This is a genomic window from Streptomyces sp. NPDC004284, from assembly GCF_042874035.1.
Taxonomy (GTDB): domain Bacteria; phylum Actinomycetota; class Actinomycetes; order Streptomycetales; family Streptomycetaceae; genus Streptomyces.
The window spans coordinates 55,326-69,257 of record NZ_JBIAMJ010000024.1; the positions used below are offsets into that span (position 1 = coordinate 55,326).

At 73.7% G+C, this 13,932-nt stretch carries 9 protein-coding genes; 4 read left to right on the forward strand and 5 right to left on the reverse strand.

Features of this window, described 5'->3' with window-relative positions; genetic code table 11:
- Window positions 1-41 precede the first annotated feature (41 nt).
- Window positions 42-2,867 (reverse strand): AAA family ATPase, encoded by a 2,826-nt coding sequence (locus ACFYUS_RS36715; protein WP_388862225.1) that lies wholly within the window; start codon window positions 2,865-2,867, stop codon window positions 42-44.
- A 205-nt stretch (window positions 2,868-3,072) separates the two neighbouring features.
- Here ACFYUS_RS36715 and ACFYUS_RS36720 point away from each other — a divergent pair, with 205 nt between their 5' ends.
- A complete protein-coding gene (locus ACFYUS_RS36720) occupies window positions 3,073-5,853 on the forward strand; it encodes an AAA family ATPase (protein ID WP_388862227.1) in 2,781 nt (926 codons plus the stop codon).
- Window positions 5,854-5,868: 15 nt separating this feature from the next.
- Here ACFYUS_RS36720 and ACFYUS_RS36725 read toward each other — a convergent pair whose 3' ends face one another.
- A complete protein-coding gene (locus ACFYUS_RS36725) occupies window positions 5,869-6,993 on the reverse strand; it encodes a magnesium and cobalt transport protein CorA (protein ID WP_388862229.1) in 1,125 nt (374 codons plus the stop codon).
- A 171-nt stretch (window positions 6,994-7,164) separates the two neighbouring features.
- On the opposite strand from ACFYUS_RS36725, the gene ACFYUS_RS36730 reads away from it, so the two are divergent.
- Entirely contained in the window at window positions 7,165-8,277 is a 1,113-nt protein-coding gene (locus ACFYUS_RS36730) for a winged helix DNA-binding domain-containing protein (RefSeq protein WP_388862231.1), read from the forward strand.
- Between the two features lie 9 nt (window positions 8,278-8,286).
- On the opposite strand, the gene ACFYUS_RS36735 is transcribed toward ACFYUS_RS36730, so the two are convergent.
- Entirely contained in the window at window positions 8,287-9,111 is an 825-nt protein-coding gene (locus ACFYUS_RS36735; RefSeq protein WP_388862233.1) for a LuxR C-terminal-related transcriptional regulator, read from the reverse strand.
- 90 nt (window positions 9,112-9,201) lie between these two features.
- On the opposite strand from ACFYUS_RS36735, the gene ACFYUS_RS36740 reads away from it, so the two are divergent.
- Together ACFYUS_RS36740 and ACFYUS_RS36745 are read left to right on the forward strand one after the other, a co-directional pair.
- Window positions 9,202-10,887 carry an AMP-binding protein gene (locus tag ACFYUS_RS36740; protein WP_388862235.1) on the forward strand — a complete coding sequence of 562 codons (1,686 nt, stop codon included), beginning with the start codon at window positions 9,202-9,204 and terminating at the stop codon, window positions 10,885-10,887.
- Entirely contained in the window at window positions 10,884-12,470 is a 1,587-nt protein-coding gene (locus ACFYUS_RS36745) for an AMP-binding protein (protein WP_388862237.1), read from the forward strand. The genes ACFYUS_RS36740 and ACFYUS_RS36745 overlap by 4 nt, the downstream gene beginning before the upstream one ends.
- A gap of 4 nt (window positions 12,471-12,474) precedes the next feature.
- Here the strand turns inward: ACFYUS_RS36745 and ACFYUS_RS36750 are convergent, their stop codons facing one another.
- Both ACFYUS_RS36750 and ACFYUS_RS36755 read right to left on the reverse strand, forming a co-directional pair.
- Complete coding sequence (locus ACFYUS_RS36750) at window positions 12,475-12,990, reverse strand: GNAT family N-acetyltransferase (protein ID WP_388862239.1); 516 nt, start codon at window positions 12,988-12,990, stop codon at window positions 12,475-12,477.
- A 19-nt stretch (window positions 12,991-13,009) separates the two neighbouring features.
- Window positions 13,010-13,840 carry a TIGR04222 domain-containing membrane protein gene (locus ACFYUS_RS36755; RefSeq protein WP_388862241.1) on the reverse strand — a complete coding sequence of 277 codons (831 nt, stop codon included), beginning with the start codon at window positions 13,838-13,840 and terminating at the stop codon, window positions 13,010-13,012.
- Window positions 13,841-13,932: the final 92 nt, after the last annotated feature.

Sequence of the window (13,932 nt, forward strand, 5' to 3'; positions counted from 1 at the left end):
CCGCCTCTCGTTCGGGTCTCTCCGGTGGTGTCGGTCGTACGTCAGCTGTCGTGCAGGAGGTCCCGGAGCTGATGGCGGCTGCTGATGCCGAGTTTGGGATAGACGTTGTAGAGGTGCGAGCCCACCGTACGCGGTGAGAGGAACAGCCGCTCACCGATCTCACGGTTCGACAGGCCACCCGCGGCGAGCCGCGCGATCTGCTGCTGCTGGGCCGTCAGCTCGGCCAGTCGCTGGGCGGAGGCGGACGCGGAGGCGTCGGCGACACCCGCCGCGCGCAGCTCGCCGCGGGCCGCGTCCGCGAGCGCCCGGGCGTCGAGCCGGACCGCCGCTTCGAGGACCGCGGTCAACTGGGCGCGGGCCTCCAGGGGCCTTCGGCGCCTGCGCAGCCAGATCGCGTAGTGCAGACGGGCCTGGGCCCGTTCCCACGGCCAGGTGTCGGCCGCGGGGTTGACCAGAGCCAGCCGGAAGTGGTGCTCGGGGTCCGCGTCCTCGTCGACGAGGGCGGCCGCGTGGTGCATCAGGAGCGTCATGCGGGTCGTCGGCCGCTCGCCCAGACCCGCCCGCACCGCGCCGAGGACGCGCGCGGCCTCCTCCTTCCGGCCGACGCGCCGCGCGGCGGCCGCCAGTTCGCTGATCGAGCGCGGGGACAGGAAGGGGGAGAGCGGCGCTCCGTCCTCGTCGAACAGGTCCCTGAAGTGGCGGAACGCACGCTCCGCGTCCCCCAGGGCCAGCGCGTGGAGCCCGCTGGCGCGCAGCATCCTGGCCCGAGTGGCGCGGTTCTCGCCGAGGTTGACGGAGCGCCAGGACGGACCGGTGAAGGGGACCTCCGGCAGGCTGTCGCCGCGCAGTGCGCGCAGCGTCACCTCCAGCGCTTCGAGGTCCATGTCGACGCGGGTCAGCCGGTGGACTCCCGCGCGGGAGCGCCCTTCCTCGATCTGGACCTGGGCCTCCGGCCACCGGCCCATCGCGATGAGGGTGTCCACATGGCTCGGCAGCGCCCACACGCGCGGGCCCCACGCCCAGGAGGCGCCGTGCACGGTGCTCGCCTGCCGGTGCATCTCCGCGCACAGCTCCGACTCGTCGCTGTAGTACGCCACCGAGGCGTCGGCCAGCAGCCGGGCCAGTGAAGCCCGGCCGTCGAGCGGTCCGGGCAGCGCGACGGGCGCCCGGCGGGCGGTGCCGCCGTCGTGGCCCCCGATGCCCATCGACACATAGGCCTTCATGGCGTCCGGCACCCCGGGGCCGGTGAGCCCGCCGCAGCCGTCCCGGCCCATGGGCTCCACGGGCCCGGCGGGCGTCGCGGCACCGGAGCGCCCGGCCCGGTCGTCCCGCGTCCCGGGCTCCTCCCGGACCACCCGGCCGGCGTGGTCGAGCAGACGCTGCAGCTCCCCCCGGTGCTCGGGCAGACCGGACTGGTGGGCGATCGCCGCCGCGAGCGCGGTGAGCGAGAGGGAGGCGGTGGCGGTACGCGGGGGAGAGTGCCGCCACAGGTCGAGGAGGAGCCCGAAGGCCTCCCGCTGGAACGAGAGCAGCGCCAGCGCTCCGGCCATGGCGCAGACGGCGGCGCACCGCAGGTCCGGGTCACGGTTGACCCGGCAGAACTCGTCGTACAGCTCGCGGACCCACTCCGGATCCCCGAGATCGCTCACCGCCGCCATGGCCGCGGCGAGGCGGCGGGCCCGGCCCTCGTCGGTCCCGCTGAGCCGCGCCGCCTGCTCCAGCGCCTTCGCCGAGGCGAAGCGGTCTCCCACGCTCAGGGCGTGGACGGCGGTCGTCCGCTCCAGGGCGGAGGCCACCGCCTCGTCGGGGCCGATCGCGGCCGCGGCCAGATGCCAGGCCCGGTGCGCAGGGCTCTGGCCCGCTGCCGCCGCCAGGTCCCGGTGGGCCCGCTGCCGCAGCTTCGCGGGCTGCCGGTGGAAGGCCGCCGCACGCGTCAGCGGGTGACCGAACGCGAGGCGGCCGTCGGCGATGCGGATCAGGCCGGCTTCCTCCGCCGGGGTCCACACGGTGAGGTCGTCGGTGCCCAAGGCGGCCATCACGACGGGAAGTTCCTCCTCCCGCAGCGCGGCCGACGCGTAGAGCAGCGCGCGCCGGGTGTCCTCCGGGAGGGCGTCCAGACGCGCGGCGAAAGCCTGCGGGGCCGGCCCGGCGCCGACGCGCGACGCCCGGTTCAGCTCGACGACCGCCAGCGGATTGCCCTCCGCCCGCCGGAGCAGGTCGAGACGGAGCCGCCCCCGGGGCGCGTCGGGCTGCGCGTCCAGGAGCCGGGCCGCCGCCCCGGGGGACAGCGGGCCGAGCCGCAGGACGGGAAGGCAGGCCGGGAACCCGGACGGGGGAGCCTCGCCGCGTGCGGTGAACAGCATGGTCACCGCCTGGTGCGTGAGCTGCCGCCGTACGGAGAACAGGACGTCCAGGGAGGCGTCGTCGCAGTCCTGGGCGTCGTCCACCGCCACCAGCAGCGGGTCCGTCCGGGCGAGACGGGTGAGCACGGCCAGCGTGACGGCGCACAGCGCGCGCCGCTCCTGGGGCCCGGATCCCGCGCCCGGCGCGAAGGCGGTACGGAGCACGGACCACCGGTCCTCCGGAAGCAGGTCCGGAGCGTCGAGGACCGGCAGGAGCAGCCGGTGCAGCGAGCTGAGGGGCGCCGGAGTCTCCCCGCCCCAGCCCCGCGTCGAAAGGACCGTGGCTCCGTGCGCCGAGGCCGTCTCCTCGGCGAACCGCAGCAGCCGGGACCTGCCGGTGCCGGTCTCCCCGAGCAGGAGCAGAGCCTGCGGCCCGGAACGTACGTCGAGGCAGCGCCGGATCAGGCCGATCTCCTCGTCACGGCCGATCGGCACGGCCGCGCGTCCCGTTTCGAACTCCGTCATCGCACTCCGACTCCCCGCGCGGGGCGGCTGGTTCCTGCCCCTGCGAGGATCCTGTCAGGAGGGAGCGCAGGCCGCTTCTGTCATGTGACCAGTCATGCCGGAAGAAGGCCTGGCAGGATGGTGGCAACGCTGTGAACAGGTATTTCACGGCCGGCCCCGCTCCACTGGGCGGTCCGGGGCGGTCGTGAGGCGGACAAGGGAGAGCATGGACGTCGGCGCCGTCGAGGCACGAACGCGAGGTATCCGGGGCAGGGCGCGCGAGGTGGAGTGGATCGGCAGACTGGTCGAGGCCGCGGACGGCCCCGGCGCGAAGGTGCTCGTGCTGACCGGTGAGCCGGGCGCCGGCAAGAGCACCCTCCTCGACCACGCCGCCGACCTGGCCGCGAAGCGGGGCAGGCGGGTGCTCCGGGTGCGCGGCTGCGAGGGCGAACAGGGCCTCGACTTCGCGGGAGTCCACCAACTGCTGCACCCCGTCCTCCGCGACCTCGACCGGCTGCCGACGCGTCAGCGCGACGCCCTGCGGCACGCGTTCGGCATGGACGACGGCGACGGCGGCCAGATCCCCGAACCGCTCGTGATCCGGTCCGGCGTCCTCACCCTCCTCTCGGAGGCGGCGACGGAACGGCCCCTGCTCATCGTCGTCGACGACGCCCAATGGCTGGACGTCGGCTCCCTGGACGTGCTGGCGTTCGTCGCGAGGCGGCTCGAAGGCGAACGGATGGCCCTGCTGCTCGCGGCACGGGAGGAGTCGGTGCCGGCGCGCTTCGACCGCGAGTTCCCGCATCTGACGACCGGACCCCTCGACCGGGCGGAGGCGGGCCTCCTGCTGGACGAGCAGCCGAATCCGCCGCGCGGCAAGGCCCGGGCCGAGATCATCGAACAGGCCGCCGGGAACCCGCTCGCCCTCATCGAACTCGCGCGGGCCTTCGCCAAGGGACCGGGCCTGCAGAGGCCGGGCGCGATCGAGGCCCTCCCCCTCACCACCCGGCTGGAGCGCCTGTTCGCGGCCGACCTGCCCGGCCTTCCGCCGGAGACCCGCCACGCGCTGCTCCTGGCGGCCGCCGCCGGCACGGACCGGCTCTCCGACGTCCTGCACGCCGTCCCGGCCCTGGACGATCCCGAGGTCTGGCGGCCCGCCGAGGAGGCGGGGCTCGTACGCGTCGAGAACGGCGACGTCCGGCTGCGCCATCCGCTGATCCGCTTCGCGATCCACCGGGCCGCCTCCTTCGCCGACCGCCGCGAGGCCCATCTGGCCCTCGCCGCCGCGTTCGCGCACGAGCCCGACCGCCGGGCCTGGCACCTCGCGGCGGCCGCGTTCGGCCCGGACGAGGAGGTCGCCGACGCCCTGGCGCAGAGCGCCGAGCGCTCCCGGCGCCGCGGCGGATACGCGGCCGCGGCCACCGCGCTCGAACGGGCCGCCGAACTCACCCCGGACGCGGAGCACCGCGCCGGACGCCTGCTCGCCGCCGCCGTCTCCGCCATGTACGCCGGGTACCCCCAGTGGGTGGGCGAGATCGCGGCCCGGGTCGGCCCCCTGACACAGGACCCCAAGCTGCTCGCCGAGGCCTCCCTGAGCGGCGGCTGGTCGCTGTCCGTGACGCTCCGCCATGAGGACGCGCTCGGATTCCTGCTGCCCGTGGCCGAATCCATGGCCACCGCGGCACCGGCTCTGGCGCTGGACGCGCTGGGAACGGCGGCGACCCCGGCCTACAACTCCGGCGACCCCTTCTACCGCTCCGAACTCCGGCGCATCGGTGATCTGATCCCCCCGCAGCCGGACCGGGTCGACCGGCTGTGGGTGGAGGCGGTCGCCGACCCCTTCACGGACCGGGAGGTGGCGCTGCAGCGCCTGCACGACGTGACGGGCTCCTCGTGGGAAGGCCCGCTCGCGGATCCCACCACGCTCGGCGAACTCATCGTGCTCGGCGCCACCGCGTGGCTCCTGGACGAGACCGACCTGTCCATACGTCTCCTCGGCCGGGCCATGGACCACTTCCGCCCGGCCGCCACGGCCGGCACCAACTGCACGGTCACCCAGGCGCTCGCCCTCGCCCTCTTCGACAGCGGAGCCTGGACGGCCGCCGGGTCCGCGGCCGAGGCGGCCTTCGGCCTGGCCGCGGAGGCGGGGGCGGAGAACGTCGCCGTGGGGGCCCCGATCCTCCAGGCCACGCTGCGTGCCGTCCGGGGCGACCACACCGGCGCGCGGGAGCGGGCGGCCGAGGCCGTCCGCGGCATCGAACTGGGCAAGTCCCGCAGCCTGTACGTCCGTCACTGCCAGGCCCTCGGCATGGCGGCGCTCGCGGAAGGAGACCACAAGGCGGCGTACGAGCACCTCCGCCGCGTCTTCACCCAGGACTCCCCGCCCGCCCCCGTGCACCACCACGCCTCCCTCCACTACCTCGCCGACCTCGCCGCGGCCGCCGTCCGCGCCGGCCGGACGGACGACGCCCGCGCCGTGCTCCGAGCGGCCGAGGACATCCTGGAAGCCCCCCGCTCCGTCCGACTCGACGCGATCGTGCACCGCGCCACGGCCCTGCTGAGCCCACCCGACGACGCCGAACCCCACTTCCTCGCCGCACTCGCCGACCCCGCCGGCGCCCAATGGCCCTTCGAACACGCCCTGGCCCAACTCGACTTCGCCGAATGGCTGCGCCGCCGCCGCCGAGCCGCCGAGGCACGCCCCCTGCTCACCGCCGCCCTCGAAGTCTTCGAACGACTCGACGCCCGCCCCTGGACCGAGCGCGCCACCGCCGAACTCCGCGCGGCCGGCGTCGCCGTGGCCGACTCCACCGCCCCGGAAGCCGTGGCCGGCCTGACACCGCAGGAACTCCAGATCGCCCAACTCGCCGCAGAGGGCCTGACCAACCGTGACATCGGCGCCCGGCTCTACCTCTCCCCCCGCACCATCGGCTTCCACCTCCACAAGATCTTCCCCAAGCTCGGCATCACGGGCCGCGCCCAACTGAGGGACGCCCTCGGCCGATGAACCCCACGGGCCCCCTCAAAGCCAGTCCCGCCGCTTGAAGATCACGTACAGGCTGACGCAGACGACCCCCATCAAGCCGATCGCGAAGGGGTATCCGAAGTGCCAGCTCAACTCGGGCATGGTGGCGAAGTTCATGCCGTAGATGGTCCCGACGAGCGTGGGCGCGAAGAGGATGGCGGCCCAGGCGGAGATCTTCTTGATCTCCTCGTTCTGCTCGAAACCGGCTTCCGCCAGGGCGCGCATCTCGGCGTTCTGCTGTTGGGTGACCAGGGTCGCGTTGACCGTGAGGATCTCGGTCAGGGCCTGGCGGAAGCCGTCGACGCGTTCGCTGGTGTGGGTGACGTGGTCGGCGACGTCGCGGAGGTAGCGCTGGAGTTCCTCGTCCGTGCCGTACTTGGCGAAGCCGGCCATGAGGGCGTGGAGCATGCCCACCAGGGGGCGGGTGGCGCGCTGGAACTCGACCATTTCGCGGGAGAGTTCGTAGATGCGGCGGGAGACCGCGGGGTCGCCGCCGAAGACCTCCGTCTCGATCTCGTCGATGTCGTTCTGGACGCCGGCGACCACCGGGGCGTAGCCGTCGACCACCGCGTCGAGGATCGCGTACAGGACGGCTTCGGGGCCCAGGGCCAGGAGGTCCGGGTTCTCCTCCATGCGGCGGCGGACGGCGGAGAGGTCGGGGGCGGCGCCGTGCCGGACGGTGATGAGGAAGTCCGGGCCCACGAAGACGTGCAGCTCGCCGAAGTCGACCTCCTCCTGGGCGTCCAGGTAGCGGGCGGCCCGCAGGACGACGAAGAGGGTGTCGCCGTACCGTTCCAGCTTGGGGCGCTGGTGGGCCTCCATCGCGTCCTCGACGGCCAGCTCGTGCAGGTCGAACTCGGCGGCCAGGGAGTGGAGTTCCTCCTCGGTCGGCCGATGGAGGCCGATCCAGGCCATGCCGTCGGGGTGCTCGCGCAGCTGCCGGAACGTGTCCGCGAGGGTGGTGGGGGAGGAGACCCGGCGGCCGTCGCGGTAGAGCGCCGACTGCACCACGCTCGGCTGGACCACGCCCGGCTCCTCCGCCGAGGGCGGTCGCGCGGACGAGGACGCGGGCGGCGCGTCGGCCCGGCGGCGCCAGGCCGCGCGGGGACGGCGGTCGGACATGCGTCGTGCACCTCCTCCTCGGGTTCCTCGGGTTCCTCGGGTTCCTCGGGTTTCTCAGACTGTGGGCCTAGAGCAGGATATATGGGGTGAATCGCCGCCGTTCGGATCTCGGAAGCCGTCGGGTCCGATCGAGGACCGTAGATGTCCGCAAGTCTCGGTAGCGTGCCGGTCATGGCCCTCAAGACGACCCACCCCGTGCTCGGCCCCCGCGCCCTGAACCGCGCCACCCTCGACCGGCAGCTGCTTCTGCGCCCCGCCCCGCTCGGGGTCGAGGAGGCCGTCGCCCACCTCGTCGGCCTCCAGGCCCAGAACACCAAGCCTCCGTACTACGCGCTCGCCGCCCGCCTCGACGGATTCCGGCCCGAGCGGCTGTCCGCGCCGATGGAGTCCCGGGCCGTCGCCCGGATCGTCTCGCTCCGGTCCACCGTCCACACCCACACCGCCCGCGACGCCGTCGGTCTGCGCAGGCTCGTCCAGGCCGGGGCCATCGACCGGGAGCTGAAGATGTTCCGCAAGGGGCTCGACGGCGTCGACCTCGACCGGCTCGCCGACCTGGCCACCGCATACGTCGAGGAGCGGCCCCGCACCCCCAAGGAGCTGCGGGAACACCTCCTCCAGGAGTGGCCCGACGCCGACCCGCAGGCGCTCACCATCGCCGCCCGCTGCCTGCTCCTGATGGTGCAGGTCACCCCGCGCGGCCTGTGGGGGCGCAGCGGACAGGTCGCGCTCACCACCGTCCGTACGTGGTTCGACGGGGTCGTGGACGAGGCCGCCGACCTCGACGAGACCGTACGGCGCTACCTGGGCGCCTTCGGGCCCGCCTCCGTCAAGGACATGCAGCTCTGGTGCGGCCTCACCCGCCTCCGCCCGGCCTTCGAGCGGCTGCGGCCGGAGCTCCTCGTCTTCCGGGACGAACAGGGCACCGAGCTCTTCGACCTCCCCGACGCTCCCCGCCCCGACGAGGACACCCCCGCCCCGCCCCGCCTCCTCCCCGAGTTCGACAACCTGCTCCTCTCGCACGCCGACCGCACCCGCGTGGTCCCCGCCGCGTACCGCTCCCGCACGTGGACCGGCAACCAGGCCCACCGCACGTTCCTCCTCGACGGCTTCCTCGCCGGCCTCTGGTACCTCGACGAAGGCAAGGACCGCACCACGCTCACCCTCGCGCCCTTCGCGCACGTGACCCGCGCGGGGCGGGCGGCGCTCACGGCCGAGGCGGAGCGGACCCTCCGGCTCATGACGCCTTCGGGCACCCCGTACGACATCGTGTACGCGGACTCCTGAGCCCCCGCCCTACGGCAGCACCCCCGCCCTCCGGGCCGCCACCACCGCCTCCAGGCGGGTGTGGGCGCCCAGTTTGCGCATCGCGGAGCGGAGGTAGCCCTTCACCGTCTCCGGGCGGAGGCCGAGGCGGCCGGCCGCCGTCGCGTTCGTCGCGCCGGAGGCGACGGCGGCGAGGACGTCCGCCTCGCGCGGGGTGAGGGAGACGCCGGGGGCGTCGGGGGCGGTGCCGGAGGCCGATTCGAGGCGGCCGCAGACGGCGAGGAGGCGGTCCCGGAGGACGGGGTCGACGACCTTGGGGGCCAGCTCGCGCAGCTCCCCGTACGCCTGGCGCACCTCCTCCCAGGACGGGCCGGGCGGCGGGGGAGCGAGCAGCCGGCGCACCTCGTCCTGCACCGCGAGGGCCTGCTCGACGTCACGGGCCGCCGCCATCGCCGCGTCGAAGACCCGCTCGCCGATCGGGAGGGACTCGCGCAGCGCCCCGTACAGCACCCCGCGCACCTTGCGCCGTACGACGACGGGGACGGCGATCACCGCGCGCAGGCCCTCCGCCGAGACCGGCACGTCGTACTCGTGGGTGATGTGCCGCGACGCCAGGTAGTCCGTCGCCGCGCACGGCCGCGCCAGCGCCAGGCACTTCCCGCCCAGGCCCGAGCCCGCCGAGATCGCCAGGCCGCGCAGCGCGGGCGTCACGGCCCCGCTCAGCTCGGCGATCCGCACCGCGCGGCCCGCGGCCCCCTCCTGGAGCAGTCCGCCGAAGACGACGGGCAGCCCGCTGGCGCGCCTCAGCCGCAGCAGCGCCGTACGCAACTCCACCGCTTCCACCATCTCGGGCACGGAACCACTCCTTCACCCCCGAACGGGGGTAGTGAGACCTGGGTCACCGATTACACGATGTCCGGGACAGTCCCGCAATGAGGAGGACACATGACGGCCACGAGCGCGACCGGTGCGACGGAGAGGTTCCGGGCCGCCCGGGACTTCCTGCTGCAGCATCGCGAGGACTACGAGACGGCCTACGAGGGCTTCGCCTGGCCCCGGCCCGACCGTTTCAACTGGGCGCTCGAATGGTTCGACGTCATCGCGCGGGACAACGACCGGACCGCGCTGCACATCGTCGAGGAGGACGGCTCCGAGACGCGGGTCAGCTTCGCCGAGATGTCCGCCCGCTCGAACAGGGTCGCGAACTGGCTCCGCGCCCAGGGCGTCCGCGCCGGCGACCGCGTCATCCTGATGCTCGGCAACCAGGTCGAACTGTGGGAGACCGTGCTCGCCGCCATGAAGCTGCGCGCCGTCCTCATCCCCGCCACCCCGCTCCTCGGCCCCGCCGACCTGCGCGACCGCGTCGACCGGGGCCGCGCCCGGCACGTCATCGTGCGCGCCGAGGACACCGCCAAGTTCGACGACGTCCCCGGGGACTACACCCGGATCTCGGTCGGCGGCGACGGGGTGAACTGGCTGGGGTACGAGCTCGCCGCCCAGGAGTCGGACGTCTTCGAGCCCGACGGCGTCACCCTCGCCGACGACACCCTGATGCTGTACTTCACCTCCGGCACGACCGCCCGTCCCAAGCTCGTCGAGCACACCCACACCTCGTACCCCGTCGGCCACCTCTCGACGATGTACTGGATCGGCCTCAAGCCCGGCGACGTCCACCTCAACATCTCCTCGCCGGGCTGGGCCAAGCACGCCTGGTCCAACCTCTTCGCCCCGTGGAACGCCGAGGCGACCGTCTTCATCCACAACTACACCCGCTTCGACCCGGCCCGCCTCATGGACGAGATGCAGCGGAACGGCGTCACCAGCTTCTGCGCCCCGCCGACCGTGTGGCGGATGCTGATCCAGGCCGACCTCGGCCAGCTGAAGACCCCGCCGCGCGAGGTCGTCGCCGCCGGCGAACCGCTCAACCCCGAGGTCATCGAGTCCGTGCGGCGCGCCTGGGGCGTCACCATCCGGGACGGCTTCGGCCAGACCGAGACCGCCGTCCAGGTCTCCAACAGCCCCGGCCAGCGGCTCAAGGAAGGCTCCATGGGCCGCCCGAGCCCCGGCTTCCGGGTCACCCTGGTCGACCCCGTGAGCGGCACGCCGGACGTCGAGGAGGGCGAGATCTGCCTCGACCTCTCCGCCAGCCCGGTGGGCCTGATGACCGGCTACCACGGCGACCCGGAGCGCACGGCGGAGGCGATGGCCGGCGGCTACTACCGCACCGGCGACATCGGCTCCCGCGACGAGGACGGCTACATCACCTACATCGGGCGCGCCGACGACGTCTTCAAGGCGAGCGACTACAAGATCTCGCCCTTCGAGCTGGAGAGCGCCCTCCTGGAGCACGAGGCCGTCGCCGAGGCCGCCGTCGTCCCCGCCCCCGACCCGCTGCGCCTCGCCGTCCCCAAGGCGTACATCGTCCTCGCGGCCGGGTGGGAGCCGGGCGAGGAGACCGCGAAGGCCCTCTTCGCCCACTCGCGCGCGGTCCTCGCCCCGTACAAGCGCGTCCGCCGCATCGAGTTCGCCGACCTGCCCAAGACGGTCTCCGGCAAGATCCGGCGCGTCGAACTGCGCCGGCTGACGGCGGAGGGCGGCGGCAAGGAGTACGTGGAAGGGGACCTCGCATGAACCTGTCGTACGCGCACGGGGTGTCGGAGACTCCGCTCCTCGGCGACACCATCGCCGACAACCTCGACCGGGCCGTCGCCGCCTGGCCCGACCGGGAGGCCCTCGTCGACGTCCCCGGAGGGCGCCGCTGGACGTACGCGCAGTTCGGCGCGGACGTCGACCGGCTGGCCGGGTCCCTGCTCGGCAGCGGGGTCCGCAAGGGCGACCGGGTCGGCATCTGGGCGGTGAACTGCGCCGAGTGGGTGCTCGTCCAGTACGCCACCGCCCGCATCGGCGCGATCATGGTGAACATCAATCCGGCCTACCGCGCCCACGAGTTGGCGTACGTCCTCAAGCAGGCCGGCGTCTCCCTGCTCTTCGCCACCCTCACCCACAAGACGAGCGACTACCGGGCCATGGTCGAGCAAGTCCGCTCCGAATGCCCGGAGTTGCGCGAGGCCGTCTACTTCGGCGACCCGACCTGGGACGCCCTGCTGGCCCGGACGCCCGGGGAGCTGCGCCCGGAGCCGCTGTCCTGCGACGAGCCCGTCAACATCCAGTACACCTCGGGGACGACGGGCTTCCCGAAGGGCGCCACGCTCTCCCACCACAACATCCTCAACAACGGTTATTTCGTCGGGGAGATGATCGCCTACAGCGAGCAGGACAGGGTCTGCATCCCCGTCCCGTTCTATCACTGCTTCGGCATGGTCATGGGAAACCTCGCGGCCACCTCGCACGGCGCCTGCATGGTCATCCCGGCCGCCTCCTTCGACCCCGCCGCCACCCTCAGGGCGGTCCAGGAAGAGCGCTGCACCTCCCTCTACGGGGTGCCGACGATGTTCATCGCCGAGCTCAACCTGCCCGACTTCGCCTCGTACGACCTCTCCACGCTCCGCACCGGGATCATGGCGGGCTCGCCGTGCCCGGTCGAGGTGATGAAGCGGGTCGTCGCCGAGATGAACATGGCGGAGGTGTCGATCTGTTACGGCATGACCGAGACCTCGCCCGTCTCCACCCAGACCCGCCGCGACGACGACCTGGACCGCCGCACCGGCACGGTCGGCCGGGTCATGCCGCACGTCGAGGTGAAGGTCGTCGACCCGGCGACCGGGCTGACCGTGGAGCGCGGCACGGCGGGGGAGCTGTGCACGCGCGGCTACAGCGTGATGCTCGGCTACTGGGACGAGCCGGGGAAGACCGCCGAGGCGATCGACCCCGGCCGCTGGATGCACACCGGGGACCTCGCGGTCATGCGGGACGACGGCTACGTGCAGATCGTCGGCCGCATCAAGGACATGATCATCCGGGGCGGGGAGAACGTGTACCCGCGCGAGATCGAGGAGTTCCTCTACGGACACCCCAAGATCGCGGACGTGCAGGTCGTCGGCGTGCCCGACGAGCGGTACGGCGAGGAGATCGTGGCCTGCGTGATCCCGCGCGACCCCGCGGCCCCGCCCACCCTGGACGAGATCACGGCCTTCTGCCGGGACCGGCTGGCCCACTACAAGATCCCGCGCAGGGTGGAGATCCTCACCGAGTTCCCGATGACGGTGAGCGGCAAGGTGCGGAAGGTGGAGCTGCGGCAGACCTACGGCTCCTGAACCCTCAGACGACCTCCCGGCGCATGCAGACGCGCGGCCAGAGCGACAGGCCGTGGTCCGCCTCGGCGCGGCTGATCTCGCGCAGCCCCTCCGTGAGCGCCGGGTCGGAGTCGGTGAGCGGGCGGAAGCCGAGCCGCGTGTAGTACGGGGCGTTCCACGGCACCTCGGTGAAGGTCGTCAGCGTCAGGGCCGTCAGGCCCTGCGCTCTGGCGGCCGCCTCCAGGTGCTCGATCAGCGCCCGGCCGACGCCCCGGCGGGCGGAGTCCGGGTGCACCGACACCTGCTCGATGTGGGCGGCGCCGTCGACGGTGTCCGAGAGCAGGTACGCGACCGGGCGGTCGGCGGCGTCCACCGCCACCCACGCCCGGCCCGCACTGCGATAGGCCTCCAGGACGTCCAGGGGCAGCGGGTCGTCGTCGGCGATCGCCGCCATGCCGAGAGAACGGAACGGCTCGCCCGCCGCCCGTTCGATGTCCTGGAGCAGCGGGAGTTCGGCCGGAGCGGCCGCTCTGATGCGCATAGGACAGTATGGCGCGGCCTCAGCACGGGGCGCCGTCCGGACCCGGACCGGCCTCCGGCGGCGGCCGGTTCCGGCCGTCGTCGCAGTCGCTCCGCCGGGGGGCGTCGTCCTCGCGGGGGCGGTCGAGCAGCCCGCCCTCGCGCGAGAAACGGGGCAGGAACAGGGCCAGGGCGGGATCGCCGTACAGCGCCACGTACAACTGGACGAGCCACCCGTCCGTCACCTCGCGCCGGTGGGCCGGCAGCGGATACCGCTCCCGCAGGGCGGAGAGGAGCCGCCGCGCCGCCCTCGTCGTGTCCGGCAGCCGCAGCAGCGCCACCGCGAGGAGGACCGGCGGCAGTCCGGCCGCGAGCGCCCCGGCGAGGTCCGCCCCGGAAGCCCCGGTCGCGAGCGGCCCCGCCACCACGGTCGGCGGTACGCAGCCGAGGAGCACCCGGGCCGCCCGCAGCCGCGCGAGCGGGCGGAGCAGCCCGGCCCCGCGCAGCTCGCCGCGCAGCGCGTCCACCGGACGCCGTGCCTCGGGACGCAGGGCCAGGGTCCGTAACGCGAGCGCCCGGTGCAGCGCCCCGTGCACACCGAGCTGTACGGGGTCACGCGTGCGGCCCGGTCCGCCATTGGCCCGAATCGTATGTTTGCGGCCCGCCGCGACCGCCCCGCGCTGGTGCAGCGCCACCAGGGCCACGGTGACGGCCGCCCGCCGCCCGCCCCGCAGCAGCGCGAGGGCCTGCGGCGGGGGCACGGCGGCCGCCCCGGTCTCCTCGCTGCGGGTTCCGCCGCCCGTCAGCAGCAGGGCGGCGAGCAGCAGCTCTCCCCAGGCCGCCCCGATGAACCACCACGTCCCCGTCGGCATGACGCCCACCCCCCGAGGGTGTTGTGCCCGGGGGAGCGTGATCGTCACGCGTGAATGGCCGATTTCGGATGCCGAGGAGTTGTGTGGGCGCT

Coding starts and splice junctions, on each gene's coding strand:
- ACFYUS_RS36745 (WP_388862237.1), top strand. CDS start 10,884: ATGAACCTGTCGTACGCGCACGGGGTGTCGGAGACTCCGCTCCTCGGC.
- ACFYUS_RS36740 (WP_388862235.1), top strand. CDS start 9,202: ATGACGGCCACGAGCGCGACCGGTGCGACGGAGAGGTTCCGGGCCGCC.
- ACFYUS_RS36720 (WP_388862227.1), top strand. CDS start 3,073: ATGGACGTCGGCGCCGTCGAGGCACGAACGCGAGGTATCCGGGGCAGG.
- ACFYUS_RS36725 (WP_388862229.1), bottom strand. CDS start 6,993: ATGTCCGACCGCCGTCCCCGCGCGGCCTGGCGCCGCCGGGCCGACGCG.
- ACFYUS_RS36750 (WP_388862239.1), bottom strand. CDS start 12,990: ATGCGCATCAGAGCGGCCGCTCCGGCCGAACTCCCGCTGCTCCAGGAC.
- ACFYUS_RS36730 (WP_388862231.1), top strand. CDS start 7,165: ATGGCCCTCAAGACGACCCACCCCGTGCTCGGCCCCCGCGCCCTGAAC.
- ACFYUS_RS36755 (WP_388862241.1), bottom strand. CDS start 13,840: ATGCCGACGGGGACGTGGTGGTTCATCGGGGCGGCCTGGGGAGAGCTG.
- ACFYUS_RS36715 (WP_388862225.1), bottom strand. CDS start 2,867: ATGACGGAGTTCGAAACGGGACGCGCGGCCGTGCCGATCGGCCGTGAC.